The sequence below is a fragment of the Embleya sp. AB8 genome (assembly GCF_049739465.1).
In the GTDB taxonomy this organism is placed as follows: domain Bacteria; phylum Actinomycetota; class Actinomycetes; order Streptomycetales; family Streptomycetaceae; genus Embleya.
This window is the reverse complement of the sequence record NZ_JBMHHY010000029.1, coordinates 49930-72996: the sequence shown is the minus strand read 5'-3', so window position 1 is coordinate 72996 and position 23067 is coordinate 49930. Positions and strand designations below refer to the sequence as shown.

Genomic DNA, 23067 nt, shown 5'->3' with positions numbered 1-23067 from the left:
CCGCGAGCATCATCGCGCGACCCAGAATGGTCCTCCCTGGATCGTGGGCCGCCCGGGACCGGCGCCACGGTGCGAGCGCCTCCAACGACGCGCGGGCGCATCAACGGCCCGCCCGGCGTGATCCGGGAGGAACTGCTGATGCGTTGACGGCAATGTCGGCGGACGGGTGCTGTACGAAGTGGTGAATTCGCTGCCGTCGTGGAGGTTGGCGATGGTGTTTGCGGGGTTGACGGAGCGGTCGACGGCCTGGCGCTGGAGGCGGGGCTGTATCTGAACGTACACGCTGGCGGTGTCGCCGATGTGCACGTGGTCAAGGAGTTTCGGCTCCGTGGGCCGGATCAGCGCCCCGAAAACTTCGGCTTCTCCTTCGCCATAAACGCCCGCATCCCCGCTGCCCGATCCTCCGTCGCGAACAGCGCCGTGAACTGGAGGCGTTCGAGTTCCAGGCCGGTGTTCAGGTCGACCTCCAAGCCACGGTCGATTGCCTCCTCCGCCGCTCGCAGCGCGTACGCCGGGCCGTTCGCGAACTGGCCTGCCCACTTCACCGCTTCGGCGCACACCTCCTCCGTTGGGACCACCCGGTCCACCAGGCCGTCTGCCTTCGGCTCGGCTTTCCCACGGCGTGCCAGCGCGCGACGATGCCCGTGCCGTCTGGCTCGATGGAGCACGGACGTGACGCCGCCAGTGCGGATGTCGATGTGGACCGGTCGGTGTCGGCCGTTACGGTTTCGCGGTGTGGACACCATTGCCGAGCTTGATCGACGTTTTCATGCCTTCGACCCGTGGTTGCCGCCGGGGGTGGTGTCGGCGTTGGTCGAGTGCGACCACCTCGACGAGCTCCGCTTCCAGGCGCGGGGAGGGGACTGGTGTTGTGCGCGGGAGTGGGCGTCGTTGCTTGCTGCGCGGGGTGAGTGGGACGCGGCGCTGGGAGTGCTCGCCCCGTTCGCCGACACCGGTTGGTGGGAGGCGGTGCGAACGGTCGCGGAGCACTTGGTCGGGTGGGGGCGAGGAGCCGAGGCCATCGCCCTGGTCCGGCCGGCGGCGGAGCGCGGCGAGGGGTTCGCGATCGAGCGGCTGGCGGTGCTCCTGGCCGGCGAGGACCGGATCGACGACGTGATCGCGTTGTTGGCCCCGCACACCGCGGACATGTCCCGCGCCCGAGAGTTGGTCGACCTGACCGCCGGACGCGGCCGTGACGACAAGGTGCTGGGCCTGCTGCCCGCGGTGCCCGCCGAGCCGCCGTTCGGGGAGTTCCCCGGCGTCGTGGGTCTGCCCGCCGAGGTGTTGGAGCGACAGGGCCGCGTCGACGAGGCCCTGGCCCTGCTGGCCACCCGCGTCCACCACCCCAATGGGTCGGTCAACGTGGTCGAGCAGTACGCCGACACCCTGGCGCGCCACGGCCGGGAGGCGCAGTTGCGGGACTTCGCCGACGGAGCCGGCGGAGCACGCGGAGCACGCGCGGCCTCGCGCCTGGCCATCCTCCTGGAGGAACAGGGCCGCGTGGACGACGCCGTCGACGCCCTGCGACCGTTCGTCGCGACCGGTGACCCGAACCCCGCGCTGGAGACGGCGGAGATACTGTTCCGGCACGATCGCGTCGACGAGGCCGTCGAACTGCTGCGCCCGGAATCGGGGTTGGCGTACTACGAGGCCTGGGTTCTGCAGTCTCTGTTCATCCGGCTGGTCGAGCGCGGGCGGGCGCAGGAGGCCCTGGCGATCGTCGACGGGTTGGCCGCAGTCGGCGACATGTCGGTCGAACTGTTCGCCCTGCATGTCTGGTTGCTCTCTGAGCTGGGCCTTGCCGAGCGGGCCATCGCCGAAGTGCGCGCGCGTCCGGACGCCGACACCTCGAACATGAGGGGCCATCTGGTCAATCTCCTGACGCTCACCGGGCGCCTCGACGAGGCCGTCGAGATCCTGACACCGAGCAGGAGCGAGTGGGACGTCGAAACCCTGGCCTCGTTGCTGGTCCGCGTGGGACGGGTCAAGGAGGCCGTCGCCACCTGGCACGAGCGTGTCATTACTCCGATAGCAAAGAACTCCTGGGCCGCTTGGTGAGGTTGGTCGGTGGTGTGCGGTCCGGCCCGAGGAAGTTGCAAGCTCCTCGAGAGACCCGGACCGATCGCGCGTGGCCGCCACGCGGGCCGTGTGGCTTATCCGACCGAGTGTGAAGTCGCTGTGGTGGTGTGCAGTTTCCTCTTAGCGTCGGCGAGTGCGAGTTTGCCAAACGCTAGATTTTCGTGACCGCAGAGCCGGTGAGGTGGCTGCTCGCCAGCTCCGCAGGTGCTCGGCTCGTGCCGGGGGCAGCCATGTTCGTTGGGTCAGTGACTGGAGAACTTTGGTTCTTCCTTCGCTACGAAGGCGTGCATGCCCGTTGCGCGGTCCTTCGTTGCGAACAGCGCAGTGAACTGCAGGCGTTCCAGCTCCAAGCCCGTGGCCAGGTCCACCTCCAACCCCCGGTCGATCGCCTCCTTTTCGCCGCTCGCAGCGCGTACACCGGGCCATTCGCGAACTGCCCCGCCCACTTCGCCGCCTCCGCGTACACCTTCTCCGTCGGGACCACCGGTGCACCAGGCTGATTGCCGGCGCCTCCTCCGCTCCGACGAAGCGGCCTGTGAAGATCAGGTCCTTGGCCTTCGACGGGCCGATCAGGCGCGGCAGGCGCTGGGTGCCGCCTGCGCCCGGGATGATGCCGAGCGTGATTTCCGGCTGGCCGAGCTTTGCGGTGTCGGCGCACAGGGCCGACTCGCAGCCGCCGCCCAGCGCGAAGCCCGTGATTGCCGCCACCACCGGCTTGGGGATTTCGGCCACCGCAGTGAAGGAGGATTGCAACCCTGTGCTGCGGTCGGCCATGTCGGTGTAGGACATATCGGCCATTCCCTTGTATGCACACAACACCGCCGCCTGGATCATCGGCAAACCCACCGAGACCACCTCCGTCGTCGGCGACTGCTCCACCGCCGCGACGAAGGACACGGTGTACGCGCTGGCGCGCACCTCCTACGACGCGCAGCCCTGGGGCCAGGTCGGTGCCGTCGGTGACGCCACCTCCACCCGTGCGGCGATCTCCTACCAGGTCGACGGCACCCCGGAGTGGCTCACCACCGCCACCGCCGAGTACGACGCCTACGGCCGAGCCACCAAGGTCACCGACGCGGAGAACAAGACCACCACCACGGCGTTCGAGCCAGCCACCGGCGCGCTGCCGACGAAGACGACCGTCACGAACCCCAAGGGCTGGACCACCACCACCGAGGTCGCCGGCTCGCGCAACCTCCCCGTCAAGGTCGTCGACATCAACGGCCTGGTGGTCGAGCAGGAGTACGACGCCCTGGGCCGCCTGCTCGCGGCCTGGAAGCCCGGACACCCCAAGTCCGGTGACGCCGACGTGCGGTTCGCCTACGCGGTGAACAAGACCGCCCCGTCCGTGGTAAAGACCGAGACGAAGCGCGTCGACAAGAGCTACGCGACCTCGTACCGACTCCTGGGCGCATTCCTCCAGGAACGCCAGACCCAGAGCACTACCGGGAACGAGGCCACCGGCCGCCTGATCGCCGACACCTTCTACGACAGCCTCGGGCGGGCCCTCAAGACCAACCAGCCGTACTACGACGACAAATTCGCACCGGCGACGTCCGTCTTCATCGCGAATGACAACGAGGTCCCCGCGCAGAACGCCGTGGTCTACGACGGCATGGGCCGCAAGACCGTCGAGTCGTTCTCCTCCCTGTCGGTCAAACAGTGGGAGACCCGCGCACCACCTACGCGGGCGCCGATCAGGTCGCCACCACACCTCCCACCGGCGGCACCGCCACCCTCTCGATCAGCGACGCCCGCGGCAAGCCACGCGAACTGCGCGAGTACAACGGCGAAGCGCCCACCGGCACCGACTTTTCCAGGATCACCTACGCGTACAGCCCGCGCGAGGAACTCCAGACGGTCACCGACGGCGGCGGCAACACCTGGACCTACCAGTACGACTTTCTCGGCCGTAAGACCCACACCGACGACCCCGACAAGGGCCCCTCGGACACCACTTACGACAAGGTCGGCCGGATCACCGGCACCACCGACGCCCGCGGCCGAAAGCTCACCTACGCCTACGACGACCTCGGTCGCAAGACCGGCATGTACAAGGGCCCGGCGGCAACACCGGAGAACCTCCTCGCGTCGTGGTCCTACGACTGCTTCGCCAAGGGCCGGCCGGACGGCTCCACCCGCTACGTCGACGGCGCTTCGGGGGCCCGATACGTCTCGGAGATCACCGGTTTCGAAGCTGGCTCCTACCGGCCTTCCGGTACTCGGCTGACGATCCCCGCCACCGAGGTCAAGCTCGCGGGCATCTACGACACCAAGACCTACTACGAACAGGTCACCGGCAGGCCCATCTACACCGTCCTACCCGCCAGGGCGGACTCCCGGCGGAGAACCTCAACTACGTCTCCAAGCCGACCGGACAACTCGGCTCGCTCGGCAGCAGCACCAAGGACTCGTACCTGAACTGGGCCGACTACGACGTCTTCGGCCGCAACGTCCGCGCGGTCCTGGGCTCGACCCCGCGCCAGGCCGCGATGACGATCGCCTACGACTCGGCCACCGGCCGTCTGTTGTCTACGAAGTGGGACAAGGAGACCGGCGCCACCACGAACATCGACGTCACCTCGTACACCTACAAGCCCAGCGGCGACGTCACCTCCATCAGGACCGTCCGCGACGGCAGTTCGACCGACACCCAGTGCTTCGCCTACGACGCCCGCCGTCGCCTGAAGGAAGCCTGGACCGACACCGCCGGCGTCACCACCCTCCCGGCCCCGAACGTCCCCGGCATCGGGGGCTGCACCACGCAGGCCCCGTCCAAGAACACTTTCTGCGGCCCGGACCCGTACTGGCAGTCCTTCGACTACGACGTGGTGGGCAACAGCATGCTTCGCCGTGCCTTCCGCTGGATGATGGGGCGTTCAGGGGCTCACGGATTGGAGTGTTGGGGATGTCGGTGGACTTCGGTCTGATGTGGTCGGTGTTCGAGAACGGGAAGGGGTTCGGTCCGGGCGATGCAGTGTCCGGCCTGGCGGAGAGCGGGTTCGGGGCGTTGGCCCGGCATGATGGAGGGGTGCATTGTGTGCATCACGATTCGTTGTGGTGCGGGGGCGATCTCTGGTGGACCGTCTTCGCGCCTGCCGCCGACGAGGGTAGAGGTTCTTGGAGTGAACGTCGCCGGGTCGGCCTTGCACCTGTCGTGAGTCCGGTATCGCTCGCCTCGTACCGTGACACGCTTTACCTTGCCTACCTGACCAGGCGCTCCACCGATGACTTTCCTGTGTTGATGCTGGCCGCGTTGCGCCCGGACGGCAGCTGGGAGTCACGGGAGTTCAGCCACGCGGCCAAGGGACAACCGGTCTTGACGGTCCACGAAGGGTTGCTGCACCTTGCGTTCCACGGGTTCGATCCGGCGGCCGAGCTTGGCGAAGGGGCCAGGGAGATATATTCCCCGCGGCTGTCGGACGAGTTCGTGCTCACCGCGTACCAGTACGACAACACCGATGTCATGTATCACCTGACCTTCGACGGCACGTCCTGGTCGGATGCAGTGGCGCTGCCCGTCGTGGGCAGGTTCGACTTCGACCTCGCTTTTCATCGGGGCCAGCTGCACAGGGTGTTCCGCCGGTACGACGACGAGAGCCGTGACGCCGCCGCGATCATGCACACCGTCCTGGAGGGTGGCACGTGGTCGGAGCCGGTGGTGCTTGGGCATGCCACCGGTCACGGTTGGCCGGTGATGGCGGTGCACGACGACATGCTCTACGTGGCGTGGGCGACGGGAGGATGGAGTGGGCCGGAGGAGGATGCGGAAGACTATGACGATCCGAGCGCCTGGAGACCGCCAGCGTACGACGCCTCTATCCGGCTCGGCGTCCTGGAGAGCGCCGGGTGGCGCGAGGTGGACGCGGTGAGCGTCGAGGCGTGGACGGGGCGGCCCAGGACCCCGACGCCTGCGCTGATTTCCTGTACGGAATCGGCAGGTGGCCCAAGTCGGCTGCTGCTCGTGTACCCCGCTCAGGCTGACCCAAGGTGAGTTCGTCGTGGCGGTGTGCGACTCCCCTACTTAGAAGTCGTCTCATTTGGATTGATCGGTAGTCTGATGCGGTGACGCTTGTGGAGCGGTTGGTGCCGGACGAGTTGTGGGAGTTGTTCGAGCGGGTGGTGCCGTCGAGGCCGACCCGTCCGCAGGGTGGTGGTCGGCGACGGCACGGGGATCGCGAGGTGTTGGCCGGGATCGTGTTCGTGGCGACGTCCGGCTGCACGTGGCGGCAGTTGCCGCCGGTGTTCGGCGCCTCCTGGCAGACGATCCACCGCAGATTCACGGAATGGAGTCGCGCCCGCGTGTGGGCGAGACTCCACCGTGTCCTCCTGGACGAGCTCGGCGCGCGGGGCGAGTTGGACTGGTCGCGGTGTGCGGTGGACTCGGTGAACATGCGGGCCTTGAAAAAGGGGAGCTGACGGGTCCGAATCCTGTGGATCGGGGCAGGAACGGGTCGAAGATCCACTTGCTGGCCGAACGCACCGGTCTGCCGATCTCGATCGGGATCTCCGGCGCCGACACCCATGACAGTCAGGCCCTGATCCCGCTCGTCGAGGGCATCCCGCCGATCCGCTCCCGCCGCGGACCCCGGCGCCGAAAGCCCGCCAAGCTTCACGGCGACAAGGCCTACGACCACCGCTTCATCCGCGCGTACCTGCGGAAACGCCATATCGCCCACCGCATCGGCCGCCGTGGCGTCGACTCCTCCCGACGCCTGGGCCGCCACAGGTGGGTCGTGGAGCGAACGGTGGCCTGGCTCAACGCGTTCCGCCGACTCCACCGCCGATACGAGGTCAAGGCCGCTCACTTCGGCGCCTTCGTCAGCATCGCAGCCGCACTCATCTGCTACCGGCGATACGCCAAATGAGACCATCTCTTATGCAGGCAAGTGCGAGGTTGAGTCGGCGTCGCTGCGGCGGCCGAGACTGGATGGCCGGTTTCGTTGCGCCGGTCCTCGTCGCCCTGACCTGCTCAAGGCACACGGCCAGGCGCGCAGAAACCTGATACCGCCGCGTTCACTCGGGTCGTTCATCGACTGTTCGCCGATACCACCGCGACTGCCGAGCCAACGAGATGCTCGCTCGTCAGCCCCGCAATCGTTTCGGTTCACGCAGGCGGGGCTGTGTTCTTCGGATCAACGGCCTGAGAACTTTGGCTTTTCCTTCGCTACGAACGCGCGCATCCCGGTGGTGCGGTCCTCCGTCGCAAACAACGCTGTGAACTGCAGGCGTTCCAGCTCCAAGCCGGTGGCCAGGTCCACCTCCAACCCCCGGTCGATGGCCTCCTTCGCCGCTCGCAGCGCGTAAGCCGGGCCGTTGACGAACTGGCCCGCCCACTTCACCGCCTCTGCGTACACTTCCTCCGCCGGAACCACCCGGTCCACCAGGCCGATCGCCAGAGCCTCCTCCGCGCCCACGAAGCGGCCCGTGAAGACCAAGTCCTTGGCCTTTGCCGGGCCGATCAGGCGAGGCAGGCGCTGGGTGCCGCCCGCGCCCGGGATGATGCCGAGCGTGATTTCCGGCTGGCCGAGCTTTGCCGTGTCGGCGCAGACGCGCACGTCCGCGCACAGGGCCAGCTCGCAGCCGCCGCCCAGGGCGAAGCCGGTGATTGCGGCGACCACCGGCTTGGGGATGTTGGCTACCGCTGTGAAGGCGGATTGCAAGCCTGTGCTGCGGTCGGCCATGTCGGTGTAGGACATGTTGGCCATTTCTTTGATGTCCGCGCCTGCCGCGAAGACCTTTTCGCCGCCGTAGAGGACTACCGCTCGGACGTCGGGGCGTTCGGTTGCCTCCTGGGCCGCCGCCCTCAGTTCCTCCTGGAGTTGGAGGTTCAGGGCGTTCATCGGGGGGCGGGTCAGGCGGATCGTGCCTACGCCGTCGGCTGCTTCCAGGTTTACGAACTCGCCCATGGCGGTCTCCTCTTGGTCGGCCCTGATGTGCTGATCCGACCTTAGGCGTTGGTCCCCGAGGGATGGGTGAGCGGGGCCGCATCAACCCTCGCGGCCCCGGCCCCGGCCCCGCTCACCCCTACGACGCTCAGTGCGTCGGCGTTGTTGTCCCTGGGGTGCTTGCCGGTGCGCCGCCTGCCGTCCACTTGTCCCAGCTCAGGTTCCAGTCGGCCAGGCCGTTGTCCGCGTCTACCGTGCGTTCGTCGGAGCCGGAGATCTCCACCATGTCGCCCGCGATGACGCGGTCGTACAGCCACTTGGCGTTGTCCTTGGTCATCGATACGCAGCCGTGGCTGGTGTTGTCGTTGCCGAAGACGCTCGGGTCGGCCCAGTAGTTGCCGTGTACGAAGGTGCCCGACGTGGTGATGCGCATCGCGTAGGGGACGTCGTCGATGTCGTATTCGCTGCCCAGGCCCACCGTTTGGGAGTTCATTCGGGTCTTTTCGAACTTTTCGGTGATCGCCATCTTGCCGTTCCACGTGCTGTACTTCGGCGACTTGCCGGCCGTGATCGGGATGGTTTTGATCAGTTGGTCGTTTTCGTACACCTTCATGGTGTGGGCTTTCACGTCCACCATCGCGATGCGCTTGGTGGCGGCGATCTTGAAGCTGTAGCTCTTGAATTGGTTGGCGATCGCGCCGTTGCCGACGTCGACTCCGCGTAGGTTGAGGTTGACCTTCACGTTCGTGCCGGGGGCCCAGTAGTCCTTCGGGCGATAGTCCACGCGGGTGTTGTCGAACCAGTGCCAGGCGCCTTCCACCTTCGGTTCGACGTCGACGGACAGGGCCTTCTCCACCGCGGCCTTGTTCTTCACTGGGTAGTCGAAGGTCAGCGACACGGGATAGCCGACGCCCACCGTCGCGCCGTCCTCCGGGCTGAAGCGGGCGGTTACCTTCTTGTCGGGGGACAGGGTGGTGAAGGTTGCCCGCGCCGTGGTCGGTGCGTTGTCGGCGTTGGTGGCGGTCGCGGTGGTCGTGTACTTGCCGCCGAGGGTGAAGGGGACCTTGGGCTTCCAGGTCTTGCCGTCCGGGTCGAGGGCGCCGTCTACCGGCTCGTTCTGGGCGTTGAGTACCTTGACCTCGGCTAGCTTGCCGCCGCCCACGACGATGGTGAGCGGGGCCTGCGGGTCGATCGCGTTTGCGCCGTCAGCCGGGGTGAGGGTGATGGCGGCCGGGTCGGCGCCCTTTTTCTTTGGGTCATCCTTGGTGGTTGTGTTGTTCGTACCGCCGGGCTTCTTGCCGCCGCTGTCGCTGCCGCCGTCGGAGCTACAACCCGACACGAGCAGGAGTGCGCCGAGTATGAGTGCGGGCAGCGCGCGCCACCGGGCCGGCGACCGCATCGGACGCAGCGGCCGCTTCGATCCTGCTGATGACATGTACGGGCTGTCCTTTCACTCGGTGCCGGGTCCCGACCGGCCGATCCACCCACCGACGGACGGACGGGCCGACCGACCGACCGACCCGGCGGGGCCATGGCCATACCTCACGTTTCATTCGATTTTGACGAATCGAACATCCGCCGTGGTTCCGGAATCACGGTCATGCGCGGGCAAATGAGAGGTGAATGGGTGATCGGGGTCATTCTCCCGGACAACCGCCCACCGCCCCCAGTTGGTTGCCCCGAGCCCGAGTCGCTCATTCGGCCCGGCGATCCGCCTCGATCAGTTCGCGGACCAGCGTCGGGTCCGGGTATTCCGGGCATTGCGGGTATCCGGGCCGATCCGCAGCCTCCTCGGCCAGCTGACAGATGATCAATTCGCACCCCTGTACGAGCGTTCGGGTCGGCGGCTGTGGCGAGACCGTGACGATTCGCTGAACATCCGTACCCTCCGCGGCCTCCAGCAACCACTCCCACGTGTCGCCGGGCCAACCGGTGCCGTCGGGGCCGCGATCGAGGTGCAGCACGGTGTGGGCGCCCTCGAACACCGCGCCCAGGCGCAGCGGGTCGGACAGGTCGCTCACCGCGACCCGGATGCCGGCCGCGCGCAGCGCACCGACCGCGTGCCGATCCCGAACGGTGGCCCGCACCTCGACGCTGGGTTGGGCCCCACCGGGTTGCGCCCCGTCGGATTGGGTCCCATCGCATTGGACCCCTCCCGATCGGGCGAGTTCGAGCGCTACAGTACGACCGAGTGGTTGGTCGGCTCCGGTGACGACGACTGGCATCCCGGCAACCTACCGGCAACCGACCGGCAGTTATCGGTACTTGCTGGTACCTACTGGTACCTACTGGTACCCGCCGGCGACCCAACCGAAGAAGGCGCGCCCGGGAACTTAAACCCGGTATTCGTGAAGCTCGCGTGAAGATGGAAGCATGCGCCCCCTGTTGGGGTCTCGCGCATCGACTTGAGGCACAACTTCGCGCTCGGCCGGAAGAGATCGATAAGAGATCGATCATCCGGTCACTCACCGTGCGTCGACAAAGTCACCAAAACCGGAAGAGTGGCCGAAATCATCAGCCGAATAGGCCGATTCGGCGGAAAACCTGCCGCAACCGCAACCCTCCGTGTCGGCGCTCGTTGGGGGTTTGGGGGCTTCCATGTCACTCTCCCGAGCGAAGTCGGGCCGTATCGCTGGATTTGTGCTCACCGCTTGCGACAACTTGGTCACACGAAGTCGCCGCGGGGATCGGATCGTTCGCCCCTCGTGACGGTTCGCGTCGTACGTCGTACCTGACGTGCAGTGCCTGAACGTCCTTGAACGTCCCTGCACGTCGTAGTACCCGACGTACAGGACGTGCAGTACGTGCAGTACCTGATGAGTCGTACCTACGGAGGATCCACATGAACCGCAAGCTCGGCACCCTCGCTGTGGCACCGCTCGCCGCCGGTCTGCTCTTCTTCGGCGCGGGGGCCGCGTGCGCCGACGGTGGCATCGGCACCGGCGCCGACAACGGCTCGAACGCGTCGACCAACACCTCCGCCACCAACAACAGTGGCAGCGGGAACGTGCTCGGCGGCGTCGACGGCAACTACAACGCCACCCAGCAGAGCGCGACCGGCTCCGGCGCCTCGAACCAGAACAACACCGCGGGCGTCAAGGGCAACTCCGGCGTCGTGGTGATCTACCAGCCCAACGTCAACATCCCGCACAGCGCGAACCTGGCGCACCACGGGCGTCCGTTGTTCTGACCGGACCGGTCCGATCGGCTGCACCGACCCGGCCGATCGTGGTTTTCGCTGCGGCGGCATCCCTCGGGGGATGCCGCCGCAGCGGCGTTCCCGGGCAGGGGTACGACGGGGGTAAAGGAATGTAAAGGCATAGCGGGTGTACGAGTGCCGGCCCGGCGGGAACATCCCGGTGGAAACCGGAACGGGGAGGCGCGCCATGACGCTCGACTGGGGTTCGACCGACAGCGAAGCACGAGTAGGCACACCGGGCGCCCTCGGCTCGACCAACGGCCACGTCCCCCCGCCCTGGCCCGGCCGCCGACTCCCGCTCGGCGCCCGCTTCGAGGGCACCGGCACCAACTTCGCCATCTGGGCGGGCGACGCCGACGCGGTCGAACTGTGCCTGTTCGACGACGACTCGGACGGGCCCACCGGCCCCAACGGCCCCAACGGCCCCAACGGCTCCGGCCGGACGCCGCTCCGCGAGACCCGCCTCCCCCTCCGCGAGCAGACCTTCCGCGTCTGGCACGGCTTCGTCCCCGGCGTCCGCCCCGGCCAGCGGTACGGCTACCGCGTACACGGGCGCTGGGACCCCGTTCGCGGTGCGCGGTGGAACCCGGCCAAGCTGTTGCTCGACCCGTACGCGCGCGCCATCGACGGCGAATTCACCCTGCACGACGCGGTGTTCGGCCAGGTCCGCGGCGGCCCGGACACCATCCGCGACGACCGCGACTCGGCGCCCTACGTACCCAAGTCGGTGGTCGTCGCGGACGACGCCGACTGGTCGCAGGATCGGCGGCCGAAGATCCCGTGGGCCGAGACCGTCATCTACGAACTGCACGTCAAGGGCTTCACAGCGCGCCACCCGGGCGTACCCGACCACCTGCGCGGCACCTACGCCGGCCTGGCCCACCCGGCCGCGATCGACCACCTGGTCCGGCTCGGGGTGACCGCCGTCGAGTTGCTGCCGGTGCATCAGTTCGTGTCCGAGGAACACCTGTTGCGGGCCGGCCGGACCAACCACTGGGGCTACAACACGGTCGGCTTCTTCGCGCCGCACGCCGGCTACAGCTCAGCGGCCAGACGCGGCGGACCCAGCGGACTCAACGGACCCAGCCGACACCCCGGACCCGGCGGACCCAACGGACCCAGCGGCCACCCCGGACCCAACGGCCACCCCGGACCCGGCACCCGCGGCGGCCAAGTGCACGAGTTCCGGGACATGGTGCACGCACTGCACGCCGCCGGCCTCGAAGTGATCCTGGACGTGGTCTACAACCACACCGGCGAGGGTGGTCCGGGCGGGCCGACGTTGTGCTTTCGGGGGATCGACAACGGCGGCTACTACCGGCTGGCCGACGGCGGCCGGCACTACACCGACTACACCGGCTGCGGGAACACGCTCAATGTGGTCCAGCCGCACGTTCTCCAGCTGATCACCGACTCGCTGCGCTACTGGGTGACGGAGATGGGCGTGGACGGCTTCCGGTTCGACCTCGCGGCGGCGCTGGCCCGGTCCATGCACGAGGTGGACCGGCTGTCCTCGTTCCTGACCGTGATCGCGCAGGATCCCGTCCTCTCCCGGGTCAAGCTGATCGCCGAGCCGTGGGACCTGGGGGCCGGCGGCTATCAGGTGGGCGCGTTCCCGCCGCTGTGGACCGAGTGGAACGACCAATACCGGGACGCGGTACGGGACTTCTGGCGCGGCGCCCGCCCGGACGTGCGCGGGCTGGCGTACCGGCTGTCCGGCTCGTCCGACCTCTACCAGCGCGACGGCCGCAACCCGTACGCCTCGATCAACTTCGTCACCGCGCACGACGGCTTCACGATGCGCGACCTGGTCACCTACGAGCGCAAGCGCAACGAGGCCAACGGCGAGGACAACCGGGACGGTACCGACAACAACCGCTCCTGGAACCACGGCTACGAGGGTGAGACGGCGGACGCCAACGTCGTCTCGCTGCGCAAGCGGCAGATCCGCAATCTGCTGACCACGCTGCTCCTGTCCACGGGCGTCCCGATGATCACCTCGGGCGACGAGATGGGCCGTACCCAGGCGGGCAACAACAACGCCTATTGCCAGGACAACGAGCTGTCCTGGGTGGACTGGTCGGCGCTGGACTCGCCGGAGTGGCGGCCGCTGGTCGAGCTGACCGCGCGGCTGATCCACCTGCGCCGCGCGCATCCGGTGTTGTGTCGGCGGGCCTTCTACTCGGGCGAGCCGGTGGCCCCGGACGGGCTGCGCGACCTGGCCTGGTTCACCCCGGGCGGGCGGGAGATGACCCGCCGGGACTGGTTCGCGCCGACCGCGACGCTCGGGATGTACCTGTCCGGCCTGGACATCGACCGCCGGGGCCCGCGCGGTGAGCGGATCGTGGACGACAGTTTCCTGTTCATCCTGCACGCGTCGTCGCAGCCGATGCGGTTCACGCTGCCGGACGAGCCGTGGGCGCACTCGTACGAGGTGGTGCTCGACACGGCGTTGGAGGGGGACCCGATGGCGCGGTACAGCGAGCCGGTCGCGGGCGGCAGCGGACTGCGGCTGGCCGGGCGGTCGGCGATGTTGTTGCGGGTCGAGCACGCGGTGTGGGCGCCTACGTAGTGGGGGCCGGGTGGGGCGCGGGTGGCCGGTCGGTAGGCCGTACGGTCGCGTAGGGTGGTGGTACCCGTTCTCACCCGGCAGCCGCCCGGCAGCCGCCCGGTAGCCGGCTGCCCGGCATCTCCTCGAAGCGAAGGACCGCGCACCATGACGTCCCCGACGACGCCGATCCTGGTCACCGCCCCGAACTTCCGTGACGCGGGTGGGCACGCCACCGCGACCGGGCGCAAGGTGCGTACGGGTCTCGTGTACCGCTCCGACGGCCTCGGCGAGGTCGATGCCGCGGACGCCGCGACGCTGGTCCGGCTCGGCATCGGCCTGGTGATCGACCTGCGCTCGGAGACCGAGCGCGACCGCGAGCCGGACCGGGTGCCGGCCGGTGCCGAGCTGCTCATCGCGGATGTGATGGGGCGGGAGAACGACGAGCTGTTCGGCGAGGTGTTCGCCGATCCGGACCGGGCGGGCGAACTGCTCGGCGGTACGGCCGGGCGGGACCTGATGTGCGAGGTGTACCGGCGGTTCGTCACCTCCGAGGGCGCCCGGGTCGCCTACCGCGAGGTGTTCGGGCGGATGGCGGCCGTGGACGCGCCGACGGTGTTCCACTGCTCGCAGGGGAAGGACCGTACGGGCTGGACCTCGGCGCTGCTGCTCACCCTGCTCGGCGTGCCGAGGGCGACGATCGTCGAGGACTACCTGGCCAGCGCCCAGTACCTCGCGAGCAAGAACAGCGAGATCCTCAAGCACATCGCCGCGCGCGGCTTCGACCCGGCGCACCTCAAGCCGGTGTTCGACGTGCACGTGGAGTACCTGGACACGGCGTTCGACGCGGCCGAGGAACGGTACGGGTCGGTCGAGGGGTACGTGCGCGAGGGGCTCGGGGTGAGCGAGGGGGAGATCGCGCGGTTGCGGGAGCGGTTGTTGACGGACTGAGGCGGCCGACTCAGCGGCGCGGGGGTCCCCAAGGCGGGGGAGGGGGCGGTTGTTGCGGTCGCCCCTGCTGCCAGGCCGGATGTTGGCCGGGCTGGTAGGGGTTCGGCGTCTGCTGCTGCCACGGCCCGCCCTGGTTCGGAAACGGCATCGGCGGCGGCATCGGCGGTTGAGGCGCCCGCGTCGGGTGCGGCCCACCCCGGAAGGTCACCCCGTAGCGGCTGCGCACCCGGCGGATCTCCCACAGCGACATCGCGGTGATCGTGATCGGCCCGCCGAGCGTCCCGGCCAGCCGGATGGCGGTGGGCACCGAGCCCTTGCCGCCGTCGTCGCCGAGGTCGATCAGCGCGCCGCACCAGGCCAGCCACGGCGCGATCACGGCGGGCAGCAGCGGGTGGCCGTCCACGGCGCGGAACAGGTGCTGGGGGATGGCCCGGACGGCCAGGTACCAAAAGCGCATCACCCACACGGAAACGATCAGACCGAACAGGGTGAGGAAGAACGCCGCCGCGCCGCCGCTGCCGTTGATCCCCTGGGACCCGTACGCCAGCGAGCCCAGGCCGCCGAGCGTGGCCACCGAGACGACCACGAACAGGCCGAGCGAACGCAGCGGCAACATCAGGCTCTTGCGCGTCTCGGCCCGCAGGTTCGGGCGGGTCAGCGCGATCAGGACGCCCACCGCGATCGGGCACGCGACGAGCGCGACGACGACCGAGACGAAGAAGCCGTTGATCCAGCCCTTGGTGGCCTCGTCGGCGCCGCCGTAGGTGACCGCGATCCACACCAGTACGGCGAGGCCGAGCCAGGACCGGATCGCCCGTACCCGCTCCAGCTTCGTGTCGCGGCCGATCAGCCGATAGTCCGGTACGAAGTACCGCTCGGCCACCCGTTTCGGCAGCGGGAACCAGCCGAACGCGAGGATCGGCTTCCGTTCGATGGGCGAATGCGTCACAAGTACGCCTTCCTCGACGACGCGCCCCCGTCAGGCGTCGACTCGCCCCGATGTTAGGGGTTGCCGGACCTGCCGCCACCGCCGGAATCGCCGGAGTCGCCGCAACCCCCGCAATCCCGCAGCGCGGCCCGCAACGCCCGCGATCCTGTCGCCAAACTTCCGTCACCGCAGGAATGACCGCCCACGGACAGCTGTTGTGCCCTTCCGATCGGCAGATGATCAAGAACGGGGACAGACCATGGCGACCACGGCGTACGACGACGGCACGGTGCACGGCACCGTAGCGGCGGGGTTCGAGGGCGTACGGGAGGAGTTCGCCGCGGTGGTCGGCGAACTGCGCGCCGCGCCGCCCGAGGCGCAGCTCGTGGCCTACCTCGACGGCCGCCGGGTGGTCGACCTGTGGGCCGGGCCCGGTACCACGGCCGACACGCTGACCAGCGTCTACTCCATGACCAAGGGCGCCGCCCATCTCGTGGTCGCGCTCCTGGTCCAGGAAGGTGTCCTCGACCTCGACCGCGAAGTGGCTTCGTACTGGCCGGAGTTCGGAGCCAAGGGCAAGGGCCGGCTCACCTTGCGCGAGCTGCTCGCGCACCGTTCCGGCGTCGTCGGCGTCGACGGCGGTTTCACCGCCGAGGAGTTGGCCGACGATCGACTGATGGCCGCGCGACTCGCCGGTCAACAGCCGTTCTGGGAGCCGGGGACGGCGTATGGCTACCACGCTTTCGTGATCGGCGCGCTCACCGGCGAGGTGGTGCGGCGGGTGACCGGCCGCTCGATCCAGGAGATCTTCGAGGAGCGGATTCGGGCGCCGTACGGGCTCGACTTCTACCTGGGCCTGCCGACGGCGCTCGAATCGCGCCGTGCCGATGTGCTGCCGATGGTGCCGATGCCGGAAGAGGCCGAGCAACTCGCCGCCAATCCCACCGCCCCGGAGAGCGTCACCGGCGTCGCGTTCAACCAGAACGCGACCCCGCCGACCGATCTGGCGGCCTTCGCGAACTCCCGAGCCGTGCGTGTGCTCGGACCCACCTCGCCCGGTGGGGTCGGTACGGCGCGGGGTGTGGCCGGGATGTACGCCGCGGCCATCAGCGAGGTGGACGGCCGGGCGCCGCTGCTGAAGCCGGATACGGCCGCCGAGTTCGCCCGGGTCCACTATCGCGGAACCGATCTGGTCACCGGGAATGAGGACGTCTTCGGCCTGGGCTTCGAGGAGATGAGTGGCCGCTATCGTGTCCTGGGCCCGAATGCGTTCGGCCACAGCGGGGCGATAGGTGCACTCGCTCTCGCCGACCCGGACAGCGGGGTGGCCTACGCGTACACGCGCCGCCGCTTCGGCTTCCCGTCCGGGTATGGTGCGGGCCCGGAGAACTATCGACTGGTCGAGGCCGTGGTACGCGCGGCGACGACGATTTCGGGCGGGCGCTAGCGCAGTCGGCGCAACTCGTCGGGCCGAACCGTCACCTCGAACGGCGCCGGCGGCATCGCGGCGTGCGTCCCCTCGACCCGGGTCACGGACGTGTACGCCCCGTCCCGCAGTTCGAACCCCTCCAGCACGGAGTCGTTCGGCTCCAGGACCCAGTAGTACTCGATGCCCCACGACGCGTACTTCTTCAACTTGTCCACCCCGTCTCGCCCGGCCTGCCCGGGCGAGACGATCTCGACCGCGAGCAGCACGTGTTCCGGATCGAGCCAGGTGTCGTCCTCGCCGGCCCGCGCCGTGGGTCCGTCGATGACTACGACGTCCGGCTGAGTGAGGTCGTTGCCGCGTCGCACGTTGATGCTCTCGTACACGACGCAGTCGACCCGGGCGTCCCGAGCGGCGGTTTCGAGCAGCATGGCCAGACGTCGGGAGACCATCTGGTGTCGCCGGGACACGGCCGGGCCCACCGTGAGCGCACCGTCCAGCAACTCGACCCGCCGGCCGCCGGTACGGATGCCCAACAGGTCGTCGGGCGTGCACATGCGCTCGAGTGCAAGGTGGTTCACGGCTGCTCCGGTTACGCGAGGATCGGGTGTGCCCTGCTTATCGTCGCCGACCGGTTGCTACTACCTCTTCGACCAGTCCTTCTGTGGCAGCTCCGCACGACCCTGCGGGGCGTCGGGGTTGGCGCGGAGGAGGATGGCGGCGGGGGAGCTGCCGGGCGGGATGTCGAACCAGAGGTCCTCCACCAGGGTGTCGGAGGCGCCGAGGGTGAAGTCGCGCAGCTGACGCTTGATCTCCATCGATTCGAGGTCCATGCCGAGTTGGGTGCCGTCGGGCAGGACCAGGCGCTGCTCCAGGTTGGCGATCTGCACGGTGGCCAGCGAGTTGTTGGCGATGGACACCTTCACCCGACACAGCCGGCCCTTGGCGAAGTGTTCGGCGTGCGTACCGGTGATCCACTCGATGCCGCAGGTGAGTCCCTGCACGGTGAACGTGGTCTGCCCGCTGAGTACGGCCGGGTCCTTGACCGGGATTTCCCACTCACGCATCGTCATCTTCAGCGGCTTGTCCTCCTCCGGCCAGTACAACGCCGCCACGCCCGCGGCCAAGCCGGCGCCGATCAGCAGCCCGAGGACGAACCCGATCCCGACCCACTGCCGAATCCGCCGCCGCATCCCGAGAGTCCCCGCCACCTCGCCCCGTAACTCCCCGAACTTCCGCCCCACCAACCCCATCCGCCACCCCCGCAGCCGTATCCGAGGCCCGCATCGTATGGGCACGTCGGCGATGTGACGAGAGTTTGGCCGTGGCGAAGATGAGGGGAGTCAGGCCACGGCTTTGGTGACGATCGCTTCACCGGCGGCGGTGGCCGCTTCATAGAAGTCTCGGAGTTCGTTCAGCGCCTCGACGAGTCGTTCCGACCGGCCGGCTTCCCACTCACCTCCGGCGCCGAAAAACCGGGCAGCCTCGATGAGTTCGGCGTCCCAGGCGTGGATCCACGTATCGAAGGGCAACCCGCGTACGGATTCGGCCGATGTTCGGACGTCGGCGGCTGTTTGGACGAAGACCTCCGCGCCGACGAATCCGTAGTCGGGATCCTCGACACCCTCGGTGCGCTGCTCGCCGTTGTAGACGATGAGATCCTCCCCGGGGCCGTCGGGGCGCCCGTGGACAAGCGCGAAGTGCATGTATACGTCGAGGTTTTGCAGCATCAAGAGCTTCTCGCTGCCTTCGTACCGATCGGCCTCGGCCGAGATCGCGGCGTCGAGCTCGTTCGGCGATCGGACGGTCAGGTCCGTCTCCGGAACGCGATGCCAATAGAACTGCACACCCATGCGCTGCTCCCAGGATTCGAGTCGGTCGAAGCGCGAACGTAATTGCAGCCACTGACATCGGCGCCGCCGGTCGTGATCGATCCTGGCCGCCGCAACCCTGGCGATGGCGATGGTGCGCCGAGCGGAGTGGGGATGACGTCCCGAGCCGCTTCTTGGGGCAGGGCGCCGGTCAGGGCGTCCGGAGTTCGTCCCAGTAGCGGGCCTCCTGCGTGGATGTCGTGCCGGTGCGTAGTGCGGTGGCCAGGGCGCGTACTCGTTCGGGTGGTGCTTGGTGCCAGGGGGCGAACTGGGCCAACCAGGCGCGGGCTTCGTGTGGTTCGTGTCCGGCCCGCCGCAACGGCGGGTACAGGAGGGCGAATTGGGCCCAGGCGGGTCCGGTCAGGACGCTGCCCCAGTTCAGGGCCCATACCCGGGACGTGGTTCGGTGTACGCGGAGGTTGGTGGCGAGGTCGGGGTGGATGAGTACGTCGCCGCCGAACGGGGGGCGGCCGACGTGGGGTTCGTCGCCGCGCCATCGGTGTGCCAGGGGTGGTACGCCCGCCTGCGTCCAGGTGCGGGCGATCCAGTGGAGTTCCGCGGATACCAGGGCCAGGTCGGCGGAGCCGGGGCGTAGGTCGGCGCGGCGGCCGGGGGCGTGGCCGAAGACCAGTACGTGCCGGCCGGAGGTGGAGTAGCGGGCCAGGAGCGGCGGGGTCAGGCCGGATACGACGTGCGCCACGAGTGCTTCGCGGCGTAGTCCCTCGACGGCCGCGCGGGCGATCCCGCCTCCGGCGGCGGCGCGTACGAAGACCCTGCCGGCCTCGGTGTCGACGACCGCCGACCATGCGCCGGGCCGCTGTTTGAGGTGGGTGAGGGCCAGGAGGCGGCCGAACCCTGCGGTGAGGGCACGGACGATGCCGTCGGGCATGAGTTCGGTGGCGGCGGCGGCCGGGTGTGACGCGGGTCGACTTTCTGGTGCAGCGGCGTCGGGGTTTGGTTGCACCTCGTACGGCGGCGTCATACCGCCCACCGCAGTGGTGCCCAGCGGACCCGGGTGTGCCACGAGCGGGTGGTCGCCTCTCCCCGCTCCGCCCGAGCGCGATGCGACACGGCGTCCTGGAGCAGGCACGCGATCTCGTCGGCGGACGGCCGCGCCCGCGGGTCCGGGTCGAGCGCGCGGGCCAACAATGCGGCAAGTTCCGGTAGTCGGCGGGCAGTTCCCGCCGCGAAGGGGCGCGGATGGCCCGCCGCAACCACCTCCCACGGCCGCTCGCCCGACCCGATCCGAAGTGGCCGCCCACCCAGTGCGACGCGGATCGACTCCGCCAACGCCCACACATCCGCAGCCTCGGACCGCTCCGGCACCCGCCCCTCGACAAGCGCACGACCAACCTCCGGAGCCGCGTACAGCGGGCAGCCGCCGGTGTAGGCCGGGGCGACCAACCCGGACGCCGACCGCCGAGTGAATGCACCCGAGGCCCAACCCACGATCATCGCTGCCGCACGACCACCAAGCCCACACACCAGCCGCTCCGGCCGCAAATCCCCATGCCGCACTCCCGCCCGGTGCAGATCCGCGAGCGCGCGGGCGCAGGCCGCCGCGTCGGCCAACACGGCGCGCGTCGTATCGGGGGACCAATTGTCCGATGCGGCCAACGACCGCCAGGCCCCGAGCAGGTGCCGTCCCGCTTGCCACCAAGTCGCCATCCACGCAACGTCGTTGCCTCTCCCACGCGCGGCCAACAGCCACCGAGGCAACAACCTCCCGGCATCCAGCGCGGCAACAACATCGCCTTCCCGCAGCACCCCACCATCCGCCCCCGCCGAGGCCACCTTCAACGCGACGACGCCCCGGGTACCCGTCACTCGCCACACCCCCGACCCGGGCCGCAACCGCAAACGCACCGGCTCCAACCGCCGAATCGGCCCGATCAGGGCAGCCACCGTCTCCACCACCCACGGCGGCGGCCCCGTCGAATCGCGTTCCGGCCCAATCATCGGCAACACCACTCCTCACCCATGGACAAAAGAAGAAGGAAACGGGGCCGCCCCGCGATCAGACCGACCGACCCCGCCCAACCGCCCGCACCGTCAGGTAGCGCGGGCGGGAGTCACCACCGGGAGTCACCGCCGGTCGTCACCACCGCCCGAACGCGCAGAGCAACTACCGCCGAGCGCACGCCATTTGCGCCCGACGCCGGCTCACGGCCCCAGCTCGCGAGCCGACCGCCGCCGCGCCTCGCGCAGGTGCAGGTGCCGACCCGGGCTGTTCCAGTACGAGAATGCCCCGCTCACCCGCACGATCGGCGGAGCGCACTCAGGCCGCGCGATCACCGCCCCCGGCGCGATCAACCGAACAATCAACGCCATCCACGGCTGCTCGCCCGCTCCGCACGCCCACAACGTCCGAGCGTCCACCACAAGCGTCTGCCCGGGTTCCAAACCAACCGGCGTCCCGTACCAACGCGGCTCCGCCGCACGGTGCAGACTTACGCCCGATCCCGGTACTCGCGGCGCCGGAACCGAAGACCGCCGCAACCGTGGCAACGGCCCGAACGCACCGCACGGATAGCGATAGTCGTGCCGGAGATACCTCTCGCCCGGAGTGTGCTCGGCTACCCCTGCCCACTCCACGCTCCGCAGCCCCGGATCCCGAGCAAGCAGACACACCACCGTGATTGCGTAACGCGGATCCAAAAGCAACCCCGGCCCGCGCCCCTCCTGATGCACCGGCACGCACCCCACCACCCCAACGCCACGCACCAGCAACCGAGACGACTCGATCGCAACATCCGGACCCAGCAAGCCAATCGGAAGCTGCAGCCCGCCCCCACCGTCCAACACCTCGCGCACCCACCCCAGGTGCGCTACATGCGGCTCATCCACCCGCGCCCCACCCGCCGCGACGTCTACCCCAGCCGCGACGACCCGATCCACCCACCGCGCCTCGAACCGAGAATTACCCCACCGATCCACCGCATATCCCAACGCCCCCACCGGAGACGCCGCTCGCATCGACAGGTCGATCCGGTTCCGCCACGCCAACCCGGGCGGTCGAACGGGCCCATCACGTGCGACTACGACACCATCGAGCGGATGCCGGGCCCGCAACGGCCCTACGGCGGGCGGGCGTACCGGAAGCCAGGCCGGACCCGAGGGTGAAATCGGCGCGGAATCTTGCGATGGCAACACTGCATCTCCACATGCGAGTTCGGGCGGACGGAAGCAGGGGGCATCACACGGCGACCGGTCAGGGCCGGATCCGGATGCAGAAGGCTTGGCGAGATCGCGGTGTATCCGCGCGGAGTGAGCTTCGGTCAGGCCGTCCAGGGCCCATGCCGCGCGCCCTTGCCGACCGCCCGCCAATGCGATGACGGACCGTCAGGAAGCTTGCCCGGAAAGAGTTCTGTGGGTGCACGGGCGCTCGTTCGTTGCAGCTTGCACCCGGAGATTGGTGATCAAGGCGTTCGTGGTGGGGCAGCCACATGGGGTCCGACTGCCGGGCAGGGGTCGCAGGAGAGCTTCTTCACCGCGGAATCCGTCGACGATGCCCATGAAGCCGGTTGCGATGTCCACCACCCTGACTCCGTAGTCCAAGAGCGGGCGCGGCTTGCGTTCGGCTGTCATGTGATGCCCAGGACAGCGATCAGCGTCTGGTAGCCGGGAAAGCGCTCGATGCACGCGAACTCGCGAGTCAACGCGTGGACGATCGTGAGGCCGCGACCGTCCTCCGCGTTCAAGTCTTCTGCTGGTTCTGGTATCCGATAGGCGGCCTGGGGGACGACGACAACCAACTCGATCTCTCGCAGGCGTCGGCAAATCCTCACCACCACGCGGTCGGTCGCCTTCAGGCGTCCGTGCTCGAACGCGTTGGTGAGGAGCTCCGTCAGGACAAGGGCGAGTCCATCCCCATTCACTCGCCACTCGGCGCAGAGCCTGAGGGCGCGCTCGCGTGCTCGTTTGACCGGTATGGCATCACTGGTCACGACCCAAAAGCAGGCCGTCGATTGGGCGTTGATGGCAGAGGCCGAGCAGGCGGAAGCGTCGGAAGGCACATCTGTCCCCTTGCGTTGGGGGGTGTGGCTCAACGAACTTGCTTGCGGTCCGTAGTGAAAGCGGAACGCACTGTGCTTGAGACAATTTATGGCATGCGCGCAGCCTTCGACGCAAGTCATCGATGGAAACTTTCCATCCGTTGGGCGGCGGTGGCCCGAGC

21 protein-coding genes and 1 pseudogene are annotated in these 23067 nt (G+C 68.7%); 9 read left to right on the top strand and 13 right to left on the bottom strand.

Annotation, left to right across the window (positions count from 1 at the left end):
* Nucleotides 1–338: 338 nt before the first annotated feature.
* Nucleotides 339–746, bottom strand: a complete 408-nt coding sequence (locus tag ABIA38_RS35380; protein WP_424643039.1) for an enoyl-CoA hydratase-related protein — start codon at nucleotides 744–746, stop codon at nucleotides 339–341.
* Between ABIA38_RS35380 and ABIA38_RS35375 the strand changes: the two genes are divergently transcribed.
* Nucleotides 736–2058 (top strand): hypothetical protein, encoded by a 1323-nt coding sequence (locus ABIA38_RS35375; RefSeq protein ID WP_424643038.1) that lies wholly within the window; start codon nucleotides 736–738, stop codon nucleotides 2056–2058. The two genes, ABIA38_RS35380 and ABIA38_RS35375, sit on opposite strands and share 11 nt — an antisense overlap.
* A gap of 263 nt (nucleotides 2059–2321) precedes the next feature.
* On the opposite strand, the pseudogene ABIA38_RS35370 reads toward ABIA38_RS35375, so the two are convergent.
* Nucleotides 2322–2883 (bottom strand): annotated as a pseudogene (locus ABIA38_RS35370) (enoyl-CoA hydratase/isomerase family protein); the annotation flags it as partial.
* Between the two features lie 243 nt (nucleotides 2884–3126).
* Nucleotides 3127–3297, bottom strand: a complete 171-nt coding sequence (locus tag ABIA38_RS35365) for a hypothetical protein (RefSeq protein WP_424643037.1) — start codon at nucleotides 3295–3297, stop codon at nucleotides 3127–3129.
* A 444-nt stretch (nucleotides 3298–3741) separates the two neighbouring features.
* Here ABIA38_RS35365 and ABIA38_RS35360 point away from each other — a divergent pair, with 444 nt between their 5' ends.
* From ABIA38_RS35360 to ABIA38_RS35345, 4 genes are all read left to right on the top strand, one after another.
* Nucleotides 3742–4500 carry an RHS repeat domain-containing protein gene (locus tag ABIA38_RS35360; protein WP_424643036.1) on the top strand — a complete coding sequence of 253 codons (759 nt, stop codon included), beginning with the start codon at nucleotides 3742–3744 and terminating at the stop codon, nucleotides 4498–4500.
* Nucleotides 4501–4571: 71 nt separating this feature from the next.
* A complete protein-coding gene (locus tag ABIA38_RS35355) occupies nucleotides 4572–5009 on the top strand; it encodes a hypothetical protein (protein WP_424643035.1) in 438 nt (145 codons plus the stop codon).
* Nucleotides 4988–6073 carry a hypothetical protein gene (locus ABIA38_RS35350; protein ID WP_424643034.1) on the top strand — a complete coding sequence of 362 codons (1086 nt, stop codon included), beginning with the start codon at nucleotides 4988–4990 and terminating at the stop codon, nucleotides 6071–6073. Before ABIA38_RS35355 ends, ABIA38_RS35350 begins: the two co-directional genes overlap by 22 nt.
* A gap of 80 nt (nucleotides 6074–6153) precedes the next feature.
* Nucleotides 6154–6947, top strand: a protein-coding gene (locus ABIA38_RS35345) for an IS5 family transposase (protein WP_424643089.1) whose coding sequence is annotated in 2 segments (ribosomal slippage) — nucleotides 6154–6496 and nucleotides 6496–6947 — 795 coding nt in all. Because the reading frame shifts where the segments join, the coding sequence is not laid out codon by codon here.
* A 267-nt stretch (nucleotides 6948–7214) separates the two neighbouring features.
* Here ABIA38_RS35345 and ABIA38_RS35340 read toward each other — a convergent pair.
* The 3 genes from ABIA38_RS35340 to ABIA38_RS35330 all read right to left on the bottom strand — a co-directional run bounded on the left by ABIA38_RS35340 (nucleotide 7215) and on the right by ABIA38_RS35330 (nucleotide 10054).
* The gene (locus ABIA38_RS35340) at nucleotides 7215–7988 is read right to left on the bottom strand and encodes an enoyl-CoA hydratase/isomerase family protein (protein WP_424643033.1); all 774 of its coding nucleotides are present in this window, start codon (nucleotides 7986–7988) and stop codon (nucleotides 7215–7217) included.
* Between the two features lie 127 nt (nucleotides 7989–8115).
* Nucleotides 8116–9402 carry an Ig-like domain-containing protein gene (locus ABIA38_RS35335; RefSeq protein WP_424643032.1) on the bottom strand — a complete coding sequence of 429 codons (1287 nt, stop codon included), beginning with the start codon at nucleotides 9400–9402 and terminating at the stop codon, nucleotides 8116–8118.
* A gap of 259 nt (nucleotides 9403–9661) precedes the next feature.
* Nucleotides 9662–10054: a hypothetical protein gene (locus tag ABIA38_RS35330; protein ID WP_424643031.1), complete on the bottom strand. Its 393-nt coding sequence runs from the start codon at nucleotides 10052–10054 to the stop codon at nucleotides 9662–9664.
* 755 nt (nucleotides 10055–10809) lie between these two features.
* Here ABIA38_RS35330 and ABIA38_RS35325 point away from each other — a divergent pair.
* The 3 genes from ABIA38_RS35325 (at nucleotide 10810) to ABIA38_RS35315 (ending at nucleotide 14665) form a co-directional block, all read left to right on the top strand.
* Nucleotides 10810–11157 (top strand): hypothetical protein, encoded by a 348-nt coding sequence (locus ABIA38_RS35325; RefSeq protein WP_424643030.1) that lies wholly within the window; start codon nucleotides 10810–10812, stop codon nucleotides 11155–11157.
* A gap of 196 nt (nucleotides 11158–11353) precedes the next feature.
* Complete coding sequence (gene glgX, locus ABIA38_RS35320) at nucleotides 11354–13738, top strand: glycogen debranching protein GlgX (protein WP_424643029.1); 2385 nt, start codon at nucleotides 11354–11356, stop codon at nucleotides 13736–13738.
* Between the two features lie 144 nt (nucleotides 13739–13882).
* Nucleotides 13883–14665 carry a tyrosine-protein phosphatase gene (locus tag ABIA38_RS35315; RefSeq protein WP_424643028.1) on the top strand — a complete coding sequence of 261 codons (783 nt, stop codon included), beginning with the start codon at nucleotides 13883–13885 and terminating at the stop codon, nucleotides 14663–14665.
* Between the two features lie 10 nt (nucleotides 14666–14675).
* Here the strand turns inward: ABIA38_RS35315 and ABIA38_RS35310 are convergent, their stop codons facing one another.
* Nucleotides 14676–15614, bottom strand: a complete 939-nt coding sequence (locus ABIA38_RS35310; protein ID WP_424643027.1) for a hypothetical protein — start codon at nucleotides 15612–15614, stop codon at nucleotides 14676–14678.
* Between the two features lie 238 nt (nucleotides 15615–15852).
* On the opposite strand from ABIA38_RS35310, the gene ABIA38_RS35305 reads away from it, so the two are divergent.
* Complete coding sequence (locus ABIA38_RS35305; protein ID WP_424643026.1) at nucleotides 15853–17040, top strand: serine hydrolase domain-containing protein; 1188 nt, start codon at nucleotides 15853–15855, stop codon at nucleotides 17038–17040.
* On the opposite strand, the gene ABIA38_RS35300 is transcribed toward ABIA38_RS35305, so the two are convergent.
* The 6 genes from ABIA38_RS35300 to ABIA38_RS35275 form a co-directional block, all read right to left on the bottom strand.
* Complete coding sequence (locus ABIA38_RS35300) at nucleotides 17037–17576, bottom strand: Uma2 family endonuclease (RefSeq protein WP_424643025.1); 540 nt, start codon at nucleotides 17574–17576, stop codon at nucleotides 17037–17039. The two genes, ABIA38_RS35305 and ABIA38_RS35300, sit on opposite strands and share 4 nt — an antisense overlap.
* An 84-nt stretch (nucleotides 17577–17660) precedes the next feature.
* Nucleotides 17661–18230 (bottom strand): hypothetical protein, encoded by a 570-nt coding sequence (locus ABIA38_RS35295; RefSeq protein ID WP_424643024.1) that lies wholly within the window; start codon nucleotides 18228–18230, stop codon nucleotides 17661–17663.
* A gap of 132 nt (nucleotides 18231–18362) precedes the next feature.
* The gene (locus ABIA38_RS35290) at nucleotides 18363–18872 is read right to left on the bottom strand and encodes a DUF1877 family protein (protein ID WP_424643023.1); all 510 of its coding nucleotides are present in this window, start codon (nucleotides 18870–18872) and stop codon (nucleotides 18363–18365) included.
* A gap of 169 nt (nucleotides 18873–19041) precedes the next feature.
* On the bottom strand, nucleotides 19042–19779 hold the full coding sequence (locus tag ABIA38_RS35285) for a hypothetical protein (protein WP_424643022.1): 738 nt from the start codon (nucleotides 19777–19779) through the stop codon (nucleotides 19042–19044).
* 89 nt (nucleotides 19780–19868) lie between these two features.
* Entirely contained in the window at nucleotides 19869–20558 is a 690-nt protein-coding gene (locus ABIA38_RS35280; protein WP_424643021.1) for a hypothetical protein, read from the bottom strand.
* 1916 nt (nucleotides 20559–22474) lie between these two features.
* Complete coding sequence (locus ABIA38_RS35275; protein ID WP_424643020.1) at nucleotides 22475–22906, bottom strand: ATP-binding protein; 432 nt, start codon at nucleotides 22904–22906, stop codon at nucleotides 22475–22477.
* Nucleotides 22907–23067 lie beyond the last annotated feature (161 nt).

What these genes read in the sequence shown, in the direction of transcription:
- ABIA38_RS35350 (WP_424643034.1), top strand. Translation starts at nt 4,988, where the DNA reads ATGTCGGTGGACTTCGGTCTGATGTGGTCGGTGTTCGAGAACGGGAAG.
- ABIA38_RS35305 (WP_424643026.1), top strand. Translation starts at nt 15,853, where the DNA reads ATGGCGACCACGGCGTACGACGACGGCACGGTGCACGGCACCGTAGCG.
- ABIA38_RS35380 (WP_424643039.1), bottom strand. Translation starts at nt 746, where the DNA reads ATGGTGTCCACACCGCGAAACCGTAACGGCCGACACCGACCGGTCCAC.
- ABIA38_RS35355 (WP_424643035.1), top strand. Translation starts at nt 4,572, where the DNA reads ATGACGATCGCCTACGACTCGGCCACCGGCCGTCTGTTGTCTACGAAG.
- ABIA38_RS35335 (WP_424643032.1), bottom strand. Translation starts at nt 9,402, where the DNA reads ATGTCATCAGCAGGATCGAAGCGGCCGCTGCGTCCGATGCGGTCGCCG.
- ABIA38_RS35325 (WP_424643030.1), top strand. Translation starts at nt 10,810, where the DNA reads ATGAACCGCAAGCTCGGCACCCTCGCTGTGGCACCGCTCGCCGCCGGT.
- ABIA38_RS35290 (WP_424643023.1), bottom strand. Translation starts at nt 18,872, where the DNA reads ATGGGTGTGCAGTTCTATTGGCATCGCGTTCCGGAGACGGACCTGACC.
- ABIA38_RS35300 (WP_424643025.1), bottom strand. Translation starts at nt 17,576, where the DNA reads ATGTGCACGCCCGACGACCTGTTGGGCATCCGTACCGGCGGCCGGCGG.
- ABIA38_RS35365 (WP_424643037.1), bottom strand. Translation starts at nt 3,297, where the DNA reads ATGTCGACGACCTTGACGGGGAGGTTGCGCGAGCCGGCGACCTCGGTG.
- glgX (WP_424643029.1), top strand. Translation starts at nt 11,354, where the DNA reads ATGACGCTCGACTGGGGTTCGACCGACAGCGAAGCACGAGTAGGCACA.
- ABIA38_RS35315 (WP_424643028.1), top strand. Translation starts at nt 13,883, where the DNA reads ATGACGTCCCCGACGACGCCGATCCTGGTCACCGCCCCGAACTTCCGT.
- ABIA38_RS35285 (WP_424643022.1), bottom strand. Translation starts at nt 19,779, where the DNA reads ATGCCCGACGGCATCGTCCGTGCCCTCACCGCAGGGTTCGGCCGCCTC.
- ABIA38_RS35280 (WP_424643021.1), bottom strand. Translation starts at nt 20,558, where the DNA reads ATGGCGACTTGGTGGCAAGCGGGACGGCACCTGCTCGGGGCCTGGCGG.
- ABIA38_RS35340 (WP_424643033.1), bottom strand. Translation starts at nt 7,988, where the DNA reads ATGGGCGAGTTCGTAAACCTGGAAGCAGCCGACGGCGTAGGCACGATC.